The sequence below is a fragment of the Gottfriedia acidiceleris genome (genome assembly GCF_036421055.1).
GTDB classification, from domain to species: domain Bacteria; phylum Bacillota; class Bacilli; order Bacillales; family Bacillaceae_G; genus Gottfriedia; species Gottfriedia acidiceleris_C.
The window spans coordinates 1-12,842 of the sequence record NZ_JAZGQS010000004.1 but is presented as its reverse complement, the minus strand read 5'-3'; the positions used below and the strand labels follow the sequence as shown (position 1 = coordinate 12,842).

At 33.7% G+C, this 12,842-nt stretch carries 12 protein-coding genes and 1 pseudogene; 3 read left to right on the top strand and 10 right to left on the bottom strand.

Features of this window, described 5'->3' with window-relative positions; genetic code table 11:
• Positions 1-40: 40 nt before the first annotated feature.
• The 8 genes from RAH41_RS07000 to RAH41_RS06965 form a co-directional block, all read right to left on the bottom strand.
• Positions 41-580 carry a PepSY-associated TM helix domain-containing protein gene (locus RAH41_RS07000; protein ID WP_331221495.1) on the bottom strand — a complete coding sequence of 180 codons (540 nt, stop codon included), beginning with the start codon at positions 578-580 and terminating at the stop codon, positions 41-43.
• Positions 581-720: 140 nt separating this feature from the next.
• Complete coding sequence (locus RAH41_RS06995) at positions 721-927, bottom strand: hypothetical protein (RefSeq protein ID WP_331221494.1); 207 nt, start codon at positions 925-927, stop codon at positions 721-723.
• A 703-nt stretch (positions 928-1,630) separates the two neighbouring features.
• Positions 1,631-2,146 carry a hypothetical protein gene (locus tag RAH41_RS06990; RefSeq protein WP_331221493.1) on the bottom strand — a complete coding sequence of 172 codons (516 nt, stop codon included), beginning with the start codon at positions 2,144-2,146 and terminating at the stop codon, positions 1,631-1,633.
• A gap of 105 nt (positions 2,147-2,251) precedes the next feature.
• Positions 2,252-2,563, bottom strand: coding sequence for an antibiotic biosynthesis monooxygenase (locus RAH41_RS06985; RefSeq protein ID WP_331221492.1), 312 nt, complete (start codon positions 2,561-2,563; stop codon positions 2,252-2,254).
• Positions 2,564-3,051: 488 nt separating this feature from the next.
• Positions 3,052-4,488 carry an amino acid permease gene (locus tag RAH41_RS06980; RefSeq protein WP_331221491.1) on the bottom strand — a complete coding sequence of 479 codons (1,437 nt, stop codon included), beginning with the start codon at positions 4,486-4,488 and terminating at the stop codon, positions 3,052-3,054.
• A gap of 87 nt (positions 4,489-4,575) precedes the next feature.
• Positions 4,576-6,030: an aldehyde dehydrogenase family protein gene (locus RAH41_RS06975; RefSeq protein ID WP_331221490.1), complete on the bottom strand. Its 1,455-nt coding sequence runs from the start codon at positions 6,028-6,030 to the stop codon at positions 4,576-4,578.
• 56 nt (positions 6,031-6,086) lie between these two features.
• Positions 6,087-7,127 (bottom strand): homoserine dehydrogenase, encoded by a 1,041-nt coding sequence (locus tag RAH41_RS06970; RefSeq protein ID WP_331221488.1) that lies wholly within the window; start codon positions 7,125-7,127, stop codon positions 6,087-6,089.
• 27 nt (positions 7,128-7,154) lie between these two features.
• Positions 7,155-8,375, bottom strand: a complete 1,221-nt coding sequence (locus RAH41_RS06965; RefSeq protein WP_331221487.1) for a cystathionine gamma-synthase family protein — start codon at positions 8,373-8,375, stop codon at positions 7,155-7,157.
• Between the two features lie 522 nt (positions 8,376-8,897).
• Between RAH41_RS06965 and RAH41_RS06960 the strand changes: the two genes are divergently transcribed.
• Positions 8,898-9,548, top strand: a complete 651-nt coding sequence (locus RAH41_RS06960; protein ID WP_331221968.1) for a GntR family transcriptional regulator — start codon at positions 8,898-8,900, stop codon at positions 9,546-9,548.
• Between the two features lie 288 nt (positions 9,549-9,836).
• Positions 9,837-9,932: pseudogene (locus RAH41_RS22595) on the top strand (Spo0E family sporulation regulatory protein-aspartic acid phosphatase); the annotation flags it as partial.
• Positions 9,933-10,137: 205 nt separating this feature from the next.
• Here the strand turns inward: RAH41_RS22595 and RAH41_RS06955 are convergent.
• Complete coding sequence (locus tag RAH41_RS06955) at positions 10,138-10,416, bottom strand: hypothetical protein (protein WP_331221486.1); 279 nt, start codon at positions 10,414-10,416, stop codon at positions 10,138-10,140.
• A 630-nt stretch (positions 10,417-11,046) separates the two neighbouring features.
• The gene (locus RAH41_RS06950) at positions 11,047-11,841 is read right to left on the bottom strand and encodes a tyrosine-protein phosphatase (RefSeq protein ID WP_331221484.1); all 795 of its coding nucleotides are present in this window, start codon (positions 11,839-11,841) and stop codon (positions 11,047-11,049) included.
• Positions 11,842-12,174: 333 nt separating this feature from the next.
• Between RAH41_RS06950 and RAH41_RS06945 the strand changes: the two genes are divergently transcribed.
• Positions 12,175-12,771 (top strand): TetR/AcrR family transcriptional regulator, encoded by a 597-nt coding sequence (locus tag RAH41_RS06945; RefSeq protein WP_331221483.1) that lies wholly within the window; start codon positions 12,175-12,177, stop codon positions 12,769-12,771.
• Positions 12,772-12,842 lie beyond the last annotated feature (71 nt).

Sequence of the window (12,842 nt, the reverse complement as noted above, 5' to 3'; positions counted from 1 at the left end):
TTTTGTTCAACTAACTTGTCTAGTCAAATTTTTCTACAAATTAAAATTCAACACTTTCTCTTTTTCTCGCCTTTAAACGCTTATAAATTGGATAGCCCACCATATAATACCCTGAGAATGATAACAGTACTAAGGATAAACCAGTCAATGTTAGGAAACTGTATCTATACCAATTCCCAAAAAAGGTTCCATCATGTAAAGTAATGATGAAAGTCGAGTAATCAGGGTTTTTAGATAAAACCTTACCTGTGCTTGCATCAATCTGAACGTCTTGGCTATTATTAAATCGAACCTGGTAAATGTTTAAACCAGGTCTATATTCTATTCTAAAAATATCTTCAACCGATTTGGCACCTGAGAGCCCTTGAGATGTCGCAATTGAAACGACTTTATCCATAGTTATTGCTTGACTTGGACTCGCCTCTTTCCCTATTTTTAACTCATCTGCAACTCCAAGTGGTATCATATAAACTAGCATGAGCCCTGTTACTGCAATAAACATAAAAAACAAAGATAAAATTAAACCAGACCATTTATGTACTTTTCGACTAAATTGGTACAGCCTTATAGATTTTGACATTCTCCTCACCCCTTATCTTAATTTTTATTACTACTATTCAATGTAATATAATGCTTCGAATCTAGTAACATAAACATTCTCATAAGCAATAAAAAAGGATCTTTTGATTTTTATGTAACAAGCGCATTGCTTTAGTTAAATTATGTATAATAAACTAATGTCCCTACGCCAATAAAAAAAACACCAATAATTCCAGTCCAAACAGAAAATTTAAACTGATTAAAATGTCCTAATTTAAAAAAATCATCTTTTACTACTCGTTGTTGGTCAGGAGATTGAAAAGCTCCAATAAATATCCCTGAAATGAGTAAAAAAATTGCACCTAGTATAAAGCAGATTTTTACCAACTAATTACCTTCCCCTCATTGTTATTTTTACCGATTATTTCCATATAGTTGATTTCTGCATTAAGCTCCTCATTCCTTCAATATTAAATTGGGTTATTTTAGCCATGATTTAATCGTATGAATAAGTTCTTAAAGTAAAAGTGTCTTTAATTAGTGATATTTAACACAAAAAATATAAGAATTCTAATATAGCTAATCTGCCTTTCGTTACCATAAGAAAAACGATCCTTCGTTTTTGAAGAATCGCATCGGTTAGTTACATGGTTTTCTTTCGAGGAACAAGTAATAAAATATATATATTCTTGTTTTCTCGTAATTGAATCATTTCTTATTCAACTAAATAGCCATTTTGTTGAATAAAATCTACTAAACAGCCGATTTTGTTGTTCAACTTAATCATGTGTTTGTTGCATATGAAAGAATTATATACTGCTCCAAAATTGATGGTTTAGTTCTGCAAGTTTGCTAAGTGAAATTTCTCTATTTTCTTGATCATAAATTTTTATGGTTTCAGTTTGTATATAGAAGTTACCACCAGTATTTAAATTACTTAAACACTTTAAAACTACTTTATTATCTATTTCTTCTGCTTCTATAATTTCCAAGTCATACTTTTTTTAGTAACTCTGAATCAACTACTGTAAAATGATCTTGTTCCCAAAATAGATTCTTGTGATATGTAACTAACGCATGGATTTGTTTATTATGGTGTAACTTGTTTTTTTGTCCACTCTTCAAAAAAAGTTTGAAGGTCTATATTTGGGTCATTGATATTGTAATTATAAATATTTTGGATAAAATAATTTTCATTTTTTAATTGTGGAAGTTGAATTAACGACCCATCTTCATAATAAATTGACCAGTATTCCTCATGTTCATAAGCTATTGCCTCATGATAAAGTGCTTCATTTATAAAATGATCATCATTTCCTAAATAACAACTAAGGTGGAGATGACACCATTCTCTTTCAAAAAACTCTTCAAACCTTAAGTTATTATCAAATAAACTCTTTTGTAACTGAATTAATTGTTTGGGCGTTAATCTCACTTGGTAACCTTCTCCATATTTTTTCTTAGACTTTGAAACAATATATGGACTCAGTTTTCCCATGTTCTTTGGTTGACCTAATATGCCAATTAATATTTTTTTTATTAAAGGAAAATTTGAACTTTCGTAACACTCAATTTTGTAATTATCATATTTCCTTTTGTAAGACAAAAAATTCTCCTTGCTTTATCTCAACTTTTTTTATTATATTGTAGCATTTCTTTAACATAAAACATGAAGAATTTTTATATAGAATTTTTCATTAAAAAGTACCCCTTACTTTAATCCACTTTTAATTATTTTCACCATTTCAAAATGTTCCACTGTTGGAAAAGGGTCGTAAAAATGATGAAGTTGCTTTTTCCAATCTTGGTATTGACAAGATTGCCTAAAGCCAATTGTATGGTCCTCCAATGTCTCCCACTGCACCAGTAATAAATACTTCCCTTTTACTTCCATGCATCGTTGTAATTCATGTGATACGTACCCATTCATGGAAGAAATAATTTTTGATGCAACTCGAAAAGCTTCTTCATATTGTTCTTCCATACCTTCCTTAACATATAGCATTACAGCTTCCAATATCATTAAATCACCCCACAACCCAATTATTTAGATTCGAAAGTATATTATTCAACAAATTTTACTAATCACCTTTATGTATCCATATTCCAATATCCTGCCAGCTTGTACAATAAAAAAAGCCGCAGCTACGACTTATAATTTTGAAAACTAACGCATTATTTAGTTGAATAACACGTTTCCGAAATTCATACCAAAAATAATTTATGTTCAGTAGTAAATTTTGTCATAAAAAATGCACCTCCAAATGTTAGATGTGTCTAACATTTGGGGTGCACTTCACAGATGGAAGGTTATTTGGCATGTCTATTTTTAGTATAACATGTGTTTTATAAGATTTTTATTGAAAAATATTGAGAACTATTAGCTGGTTTAGTTGTATAAGAAACGTAGTAGATTTTATAAAGATTTTGTACGTTTTTTTAATTTTTTTACCGCTCCCGATAGTATCAGTAGTATATTCCAGTTTAATGTCTCTTAACACCAGACCCTCTCTACTTAATATTCTCTATATACCTATCGAGTTCTTTATGAGAATCTAGTAGTTTCTTCTTTCCACGATTTTTAATATAGTAGAAAAAATAGCATAAAGCAATGAAGGGTACTCCGCTATACAGTGCAATTCGTTGGCTTTGATCGAAAGCAAGTCCTACACAAGAACCGATACATAAAACAAAAGCAGTGATGGGTACAAAGGGATAAAGAGGTGTACGAAATTTCAAATGTGTAATATTCCCCCCCTCTTTAATAAAGCGCTTACGAAACATATACTGCGATAACACAATTCCCATCCACACAATAACCACGGCAAATCCTGAAATAGCTACTAGCACTAAATAAACCGTATCTGGTGCAACTACACTAGAGAATAACGACAAACAGGCTACTGTCATACTTGCAATTAACGCATTAAGCGGCACTCCTTTTGAAGTTACCTTTCCTAAAAGGGGGCTTATTGTTTTTTCGTTAGAAAGAGACCATAACATACGAGTAGATGCATAGAGACCGGAATTTGCTACGGATAATAAAGCTGTAAGAATAACGAAGTTCATGATATCAGCTGCATAAGGAATTCCTATATTATCAAAGACCATAACGAACGGACTTTCAATTACTCCCGCTTCTTTCCAAGAGATTAATCCAGATAATACAAATATAGCACCAATAAAAAAGAAAACAGTTCTCCAAATTACATTTCTAACAGATCGGGGAATGTCTTTTTCCGGATTTTCGCTTTCTCCCGCGGTAATTCCAATTAGCTCTGTTCCTGAAAAGGCAAAGTTTACGGAAATCATAGCCATTAAAACTGGAAGCAGCCCATTAGGAAAAAGACCTCCTTCACTAGTAAAATGTGAGAGCATTGGGGCAGATGCATGGCCTTTCATTGGTATGAAACCAAACATCGCAGCTCCCCCCAATAGGATAAATAAAATAATGGTAATTATTTTAATTCCGGCAAACCAAAATTCTGCTTCAGCAAAAAATTTTACTGAAAAGGCATTTAGTAGAAAAAGGGTAATCGCAAAAATGGCACTCCATATCCAAACGGAGGTATCTGGGAACCATCTCTTCATTAATAGACCGGATGCGGTAAATTCCGATCCTACTGTTACCACCCAGGTAAGCCAGTACATTACACCAATGGTAAATCCGGTAGCAGGACCTACATACTTTGTAGCATACGTTTGAAATGAGCCAGTTACAGGCATGGCTACAGTTAATTCACCAAGGCACAGCATAACAAGATACATAATCAATGCCCCGACCAAATAAGCGAGAATCGTCCCCCCTGGTCCAGCTTGATTAATGGTATAGCCCGTGCTTAAAAAAAGGCCCGTTCCAATTACCCCTCCTAGCGAAATCATGAACAAATGTCTGCTTTTCATTGTACGCTTTAACTGATTTCGATCAGAATTATTTGCCTGTAGCATTCAGTTTCCTCCTTTGGTATAGGGAACTACGTAGCCAACCTATTAGGACAATCCCTATTAAACTAGCATTTTATCTAATTTGACTTATTATCTTTTAACGGCAACCTTAAAACAAACAACTTTTGGTTCGGTCATTTCTTGAAGTGCAAATTTAATTCCTTCACGACCAATACCAGAACCTTTTACCCCTCCAAAAGGCATCGCATCTATTCGATAATCGGAGCTGTCATTTACGATAACCCCGCCTACTTCCAGCTTACGTACCGCCCCCAAAGCATAATCTAAATTTTGAGTGAAAATACCTGCTTGTAAACCGAAACCCACATTGTTAGATTTAAAAATAGCTGTATCAAGATCAGGAACACTATAAAGGCTAACAACTGGTCCGAAGACTTCTTCTGTTGCCAGCTTGCAATCAGCTGATACATTCTCTAAAACAGTCGGGTAATAAAAAGATCCCTTTCGTTTGCCGCCACAAAGTAATTTTGCACCGCTTTCAACGGCTTCATTAACCCAACTCTCCACCCGCTTTGCTTCCTTTTCTGATATCATTGGCCCCATATCGGTTTCCTCTAAAAATTTATTACCTACTCGATACTTTAGGGTACGAGTAAGGAACCTTTCGACGAAGTCCTGATAAATCCCTTCTTGAACATATACTCTTTGCACCCCAAGGCAATTTTGACCTGCAGCCCAAAAGGCTCCGGAAACAGTTGATTCAACGGCTTCTTCTAAATTAGCGTCTTCCAGAACGATAACCGGTGAGTTCGATCCTAATTCCATACTAAACTTTTTCATGCCCGCCTTTTGCATAATCGCTTGGCCAGTGGAAAGTCCCCCTGTAAAAGATATCATTCGTATCGCTGGATGGGTAATCAGGCTTTCTCCCATATCACTTGGATAACCGGTAATCACGGATAAAACTTTAGGAGGCAAACCTGCATTTTCAAATGCTTCTGCCAATAAAAGAGCACTTAATGGTGTAGCAGGTGCTGGTTTAACGATGATCGCATTTCCAGCAGCAATAGCTGGCCCCACTTTATGTGCAACAAGGTTTAATGGATCGTTAAAAGGCGTGATCGCCACAATGATTCCAACAGGAAAACGAAAATAATATCCCATGCGATCTTCACTTCCCGGCATTTGGTCAAATAAAATCGTTTCTCCATTGATTCTCCTTGCCTCTTCAGCACTAATACGAAGAGTCTCAATACAGCGTAATACTTCTTTTCTTGCTTCTTTAATTGTTTTACTTCCTTCACATGCAATCGTGGTTGCAAATTTTTCTTTATGCTCATAAATCCAGTCAGCAGCACGATTTAGAATAGTAATTCTTTCGTGCGTCGACATGTCAGAGGCAATTTTTGCTCCATTTTTTGCCTCCTCTATGGTATGAAGTACATCATCTTCATTAGCGGCAGGGACAGTTGCAATTAAACGGTTATCTTGAGGGTCGAAGACTTTAATAGTTTTGGTGCGGGATACCCACTCGCCAGCTATATACATCATATTTTCATTTGTTTGTGTCTTTATAAATGTCATTGTGTAACCACCTCAAATGATTAATTTTTCATTTTGTAATTTGATAGTTCAAAAGATTACACTTGATCGCGGCTTATATTAATTAAATCTATTAGAATAGAGAATCCGGTTTCCTTACGTCCAGCACCGGCACCAATAAGCGTAATCGGACCAGCTAAATCACAATCATATGTAATCGCATTTTGTGCACCTGAAACTCCAGCTAAAGGATCTGTAATCGGTATCGCTTCGGGACCTACCTTTGCAATGACTTTATCACCATCTTTTATGCATTTAGCAATAAGCTTCCACTTTCTACCCTCAGATTTTGCCCATTGGATATCTTGTTGTGTAAGATGACTAATTCCTTCACATTCTACTTCTTCTCGTTTCATTGGAACGTCCATCACTATATTAGTAAGAATAGTAACTTTATATTGCGCATCATACCCCTCAACATCGCTTGTAGGATCTGCCTCTGCATAGCCAAGAGCTTGTGCTTCTTCCAATGCTGCCTCGTAACTTAAGCCTTCTTCCATTTTGGTTAAAATATAATTAGTCGTTCCATTTAAAATCCCACGTATTTCAGAAATATTATTTCCTGCCAATGCAACGAGGGGCATTCTCAATGCAGGTGTTCCGCTCATAACAGTTCCTTCAAAGCCCCATCGAACATGATTCTTTCTGGCTAACTCAACCAGCTCTTGGTAAGCTAAAGAAACTGGACCTTTATTGCTCATTACTACATTCTTTCTGCTTTCGAATGCTGCCTTACAATGATCGATGGCAGGTTGGCCGGTTTTTACATCTGTGAAAGTAATTTCAACAATGGTGTCCGCATTACTTTCACGGATTGTCTGAAAACTATCCCATCCTCTTACCAAACCCGGGCTTTCCGGGTAATGGTCAAGTTTCCCTGTTTCCTTTACAGCTTGTAATGCTTTAGCAATATCCAAGCCTTCTGGATGATAAAGAGATCCCTTAAGAAAATCGGAAATGGCAACAATTTTTGCTTCAAAGCCAAGTACACTGCGTAACAATTCACCTTTTTCTTCTAAAATTTCTGCAAATCCTTGACCAACAACACCAAAACCAATCAACGCAATTTTATGTTCCAACTCACTACCCCTTTCTTTGTTATATTTTCACCTGCTGCCTTTAACAGGCAATTGTGACTCTAAATGGGAAAAAGCTTGTTCTAAATCCGAAATAAGATCTTCTGTATCTTCAATCCCTACGGAGATACGAACCAAACCTTCCGGAATACCAAGAGCTTTCCGTTCTTCAAGAGTACATTCGACATGGCTGGTCGTTCTTGCCGGTCCGAAGATTGTTTCTACAGCTCCAAGATTTCCAGCTTTGTTTGCATATTGTAATTTTGGCAATAAAATTTTGATCGCCTCCATTTCATCTTTCAATACAAAACTTAATATTCCGCCAAAACCCTTCATCTGTTTCTTTGCAATTTGGTAATGTGGGTGTGTTTCTAGTCCAGGGTAATAAACTGCTTCCACAAGCTTTTGCTTTTGCAGATACTTTGCAATCACCATTGCGCTCTTTTCTTGCTGTCGAACACGAAGTTTTAAAGTTTTCATCCCTCTTAAAATAAGATAAGCTGACCACGGATCCATGGTTGCTCCATTAATTTCTCGATAATGATAAACTCTTTTCATAAGTTCTTTGGAGCCACACACCACACCCCCTAACGCATCGGCATGTCCGCTTAAAAATTTAGTAGCACTATGGATGACGATATCAACTCCTAATTGAATTGGATTCTGATTAATAGGAGTAGCAAAAGTATTGTCTATTATCACCAATGCCCCCACCGATTTACCAGCTCGCACCATTCTCTCAATATCCGTAATTTTCATGGTAGGGTTGGTTGGAGTCTCCAAATATAAAACCTTACATCCTTTGGCCACTTCGGCTTCAATTTCTTCATGATTTCCAGTGTTGCATAACGTTACATCTACATCTATATTCTGTAAGAATTCAGTAAAGATTTTATTAGTTCCCCCATAGGTGTCTTTTACGGATATTACCCGGTCTCCAGGCCTTAAAAATGTATATAAGGTGCTGCTAATAGCGGCCATACCTGATGAGAAACCAATCGCTTCCTCCGCTCCCTCAAGAATTCGTACTTTTTCTTCAAAAGCTTGCACAGTTGGATTTGTCATTCGATTGTAAATATGTCCAGGTTTATTTCCGATAGCAACCTCTTGCCACTCATCCACGTCATCGTAATTGTAGGCTACACTAAGAACTACAGGAACTTGGGTTGCATTGTAAGCAAGAGATTCTTTTTCTCCTGCCCATACAGCTTTTGTACCGTCTTGTATATCTTTAAAGTTTCTTTCACTCATGTTTCTACCACCTCTCATTTTTAATTTTGAAAATGTCCTTTTGTATTCCAACTAAATTTCATAAAAAAATCCCCCTTTACAATAAATTGTTTGCACTTACCATTTTTAATTAGTGCGTTCTTTGGGCACCTTCTCACTAAGATATTTCGAATTATACAGTATATTGTATAATATACTGAATTATCTGAAAAATTTTTATATAAAGATTATATAATGGATTTTTTCCATTTTCAATTTAAAAATTAAAAAAATATTTTAAAATTTAACTGACTAGTTTTAATAATTAAGATATATTTGTATTAGCTTGTCTTAAAAAAAACTGCTCCGCTTCTTTACTATTCTTTTAATTTTCTTAAAATAGGAATCAAATATGCATCGATTCATAACAGATTAGACTTGGAGACAAAAGCTTTAAGAGGATAATGAGTTACTTTGGGACGATATTGAAGAGATATTGAAGAATTTGGGTGCTCATGCTAATATAAAAAGCGAGAATTTCCAATTTTTTGAACTTAGGGGGGAATAACTATCAAAAAGCGGTACCGATCACTAAAAGATCATGTATATGATTATATAGCCACAGAAATTCAAAATGGAACATTACTTCCCAATCAAAAGATAAATGAAATAGCACTAAGCGAGAAATTAGAAGTAAGCAGAACCCCTGTGAGGGAAGCCTTAATCCAACTAGCTTCTGAAAATTTACTAGAGTTCTTTCCTCGTAGAGGATTTATCGTTAAAGAAATTAATACCAAGAATAAGCTCGATGTTTTTAGTGTTGTTGGTGTACTAGATGCCTTTGCAGCCACTTTAGCTTTGGAGAATTTGACCGAAGATGACATGGAACTAATGGAAGAGTTGGTTAGGAAAATCGACCTTGCCATTTCTCAGAAAAATTATACAGATTATCAAAAATACCAAAACCAATTCCATAAAGTATACACTGATAAGTGTTACAACACTACATTAATTGAGCTTCTTGATTCTTTACAGACCAGTTTTGTCAGGCAGATTTATTTAAGTAAAGACGAAGAAAAACTCTTTACAGCATTAGAACAAATGAATGAACAGCATAAACAAATTATTGATTACTTTAAGAACAAAGACAAAGAAAGCTTGGAGCACCTGATTAAGAATGAACATTGGAAAATAACTCATATCGATATGATATAGAATATATGGGGCGGGTTAAAATGATTTACTAGAAAAATAATTTAAGTCAAATGATTTTCCTAGTAAATTTCGATTCCCCATAAAGACATGAAATGGCGCTCTTGTCAGCGCCCCCAGCCTTCTTCCACGATATGTAATACCTGCCTCATGGTCTTATGCTCCATTTCGAAAAATTTCCCCTCAAGAAAAAACAGCGATTAGCATATGCCATTGCTGTCTATACTCCTTAAATTAACCTGTAACGTATGAAAAAATCTATTTGCCAAATTCTAGTGAAAAAATAGTACAGGTATTAATAGCAATGAAACATTAAAGTGCAGCCAAGAGTTAGATAACTTACTAAATCTCCATAATTTTCTTACTCACATATATTATATTTTGTAGTGATGTCATTAGATTATATGTAGCAATATGCTTTTGACATAATCTTTTTAGACTTTTTGATACATTCCCTTTATCCATATTTAGGTCTAGTGCAATTCTTTCCCGAAATCCAATTTTTTTTTAAAATAGATTTTACCACTTACGATCTGCGCCACCACCACCACTGCCGCTTTTACATTTATTATCTATGATACATTTTGCTTTATTAGGATAATATTTTCTCAATTTCTTTTCCGCATCTTTTTTTTGTAATAGTAGTTACCTTATCTACAAAATCTGTCTTTGAGTATTTTCTTTCACTTGACAGGGTTAAAGATTTATACTCATCGTATACTTTTGAAGATATATCTGCAATAAGAGATCCCAAACTAAATTGATCATTTAAGCTACTCCAAAAAAATAATTTTTGAACAGCACTATTATAGTTCTTTTCTAAAGATTTAAGCGTTGGTTTTGATGCCGCTTCGGTTGAACCAGGTTGCACTAGCAATTAATTCTATTACTGATACAATCCAAATTAAAATTTTAAATTTTTTTGCTATTAGGTTGAGCTGGCTGGTTTTTTTTGATTTTTCGTATGTCCGGAATTTTTGAGATATTTTTTCTGTGGCAAAATTACCACGAACAAAATATGGAGTAGCGGTAGGGTTATGCGGATCGTGAGAACCAAAATTAAGGAAATTAAAAAATAAATTCCCTTCTGCAGTAAGAACAAAAACCAACCCATCCTTCGTTATTGAAGAATGGCACTGCTTTAGTTGAATAACAAAAAATCAATTTAATCACTTCCAACTGATATTTTAAATATTTGTAGATTTGATATTTTATCAATAAACTCTTGGTACTCCACTTGTTTATTTTTTGAAATAAACATCTTATATTTTTTTAAATCTTCAATTAAGTCAACTAATGAAGAACCTATATATTCTTCATCAGTGCGATAATTTTCACTCAATTTTCTTAGTTCTTGATAGCTTCTCCAAAGTTTATTTGAATTGAATATTTAATTATGGGGTCCCACCGTCATTTTAACGAAAATATACGCTAAGCAAATTTCGACATAAAATGAGCCGGTTTTTCTAATCTAAGAAAAATCCGACTCTTATTTTTAACGTTACTCAAGTAGTAGGTCTTTAATATTCAACAAACTACTCTGTTGAATTTTACAAGCTTGACATAGATAAGTTTCGATATTTCCATATCTTTCAATAATTTCATTATAAACCTCTTCTAAGTATTCACGACGTACTTCTAACATTGGTTTTATACGATCAGATTCGACTTGAAAAAGACTCATCCATCTAATAAATTTTTCGACTTTTTTCATACGTGGTGCAATTAAATCATTAGAAAACAGGTAATCATCTAAAACCGTTTGATATGGTACTCCAACAAGTAATTGAATTATGGCAGATATAAAACCTGTACGATCCTTCCCACTAGTGCAGTGAATAAGTGCTGGTAGATTATTTTGTTCTGAAAGTGATGTTATGATTTCACAAATTTGAGTATGACTAATAAATGCCATATTACAATACATCTCTTTCATTATTTTTTCAAAATTTATGGTATTAGACTTACTTACTAAAAACTTAAAAAATTCGAGGTGTGTAAATTCTTGACTCTTATCTTGAATGGATATATTTACTAACTGTATTCCATGTTCAGACTTAATTCTGCTTGGTTTTGATTTTTGTTCAGTGCGAGTTCTTAAGTCATAGATTGTTTTTATATTTAGCAAATTAAACGTCTCTATATCTTTCTGTGATAGACGAGACAGCTCATCTGAACGAAACAAAACCCCTTTTTTCATTATATTTCCATCTAATGTTTTAAATCCCCCTATATCTCGAAAATTATATAGTCCATCAAAATGAGTTGATAATTCTTTTTCTAATATTTTCATCATTATTTCCCCGTTTTATTTAGAATATTTATTTTTATTTTTTATTGAAATTCATGCTTAATCTATTTTTTGTCAGTCATCTTTTTGAAAAATTCCTCCTAACTTAAAATATTGACTTAAATTACAGATCATTATTATCAATCCTTTCTTACAATGTAAAATGCATAGTTTATATGACTATTATAGTTTATATAGTCATATAAACTATGAATAAAAAGACTGTGCCTTTTACAGTCTAATGTTTACTTCTATTTATATAGCCGTTATGATAAGTATATATATTATATGACTAAAAATTCATAAAAAGTCACAAAATTTTTAAAAAGGAGTATTTTTATGCCTAAATTTACAGATCAAGAAAAAGAACAGATTCGTCAATCTCTTTTAATAAAAGGAAAAGAACTATTTATTCAATATGGTCTAGCTAAGACTAGTATTGATGATATTATACTTGTATGTGGAATTGGAAAAGGTACTTTTTATAAATTTTTTTCATCAAAAGAAGAATTGTATTTAGAAATTTTAAAAAATGAAGAAGAAGTTCGAGAAACAGTACTCAATGAGTTATTTCGTGAAAATCTTCCTCCAAAAGAATTATTATCCTCTTTTTTTCATACATCATTTGAATTAGTCGAAAAAAATCCATTTCTTCAACGGGTTTTTCAAAATGATGAGCATGAGCGCCTTTCCCGAAAACTCCCTGAACAGATGTTTGAATTTTCAGAAAAAAATAGAAAAAGAGGCATTCATGCCATCAAAATTTTAATAGATCGTGGAGTATTACCTAAGAAGGATCCACAAGTTATTGTAGGAATTATACAAGCGGTTATGATGATACGGTTGCACCAACAAGAAATTGGATATGGAGTATTTCCTAAAGTAATGGAACAAATTATAGAGTTTGTATCAGAAGGATTCACTAAAGAAATATAAAAGTTAGTGAAAACCCTCTATATATAATTAGTTGATTTATTTAAAAAATAAAAAGAGCTAATCTCTCTTAT

Bases quoted from the DNA above. Each gene is read 5' to 3' on its own strand.
- RAH41_RS07000 (WP_331221495.1), bottom strand. From the start codon at position 580: ATGTCAAAATCTATAAGGCTGTACCAATTTAGTCGAAAAGTACATAAA.
- RAH41_RS06985 (WP_331221492.1), bottom strand. From the start codon at position 2,563: ATGATATTGGAAGCTGTAATGCTATATGTTAAGGAAGGTATGGAAGAA.
- RAH41_RS06980 (WP_331221491.1), bottom strand. From the start codon at position 4,488: ATGCTACAGGCAAATAATTCTGATCGAAATCAGTTAAAGCGTACAATG.
- RAH41_RS06975 (WP_331221490.1), bottom strand. From the start codon at position 6,030: ATGACATTTATAAAGACACAAACAAATGAAAATATGATGTATATAGCT.
- RAH41_RS06965 (WP_331221487.1), bottom strand. From the start codon at position 8,375: ATGAGTGAAAGAAACTTTAAAGATATACAAGACGGTACAAAAGCTGTA.
- RAH41_RS06950 (WP_331221484.1), bottom strand. From the start codon at position 11,841: ATGATGAAAATATTAGAAAAAGAATTATCAACTCATTTTGATGGACTA.
- RAH41_RS06945 (WP_331221483.1), top strand. From the start codon at position 12,175: ATGCCTAAATTTACAGATCAAGAAAAAGAACAGATTCGTCAATCTCTT.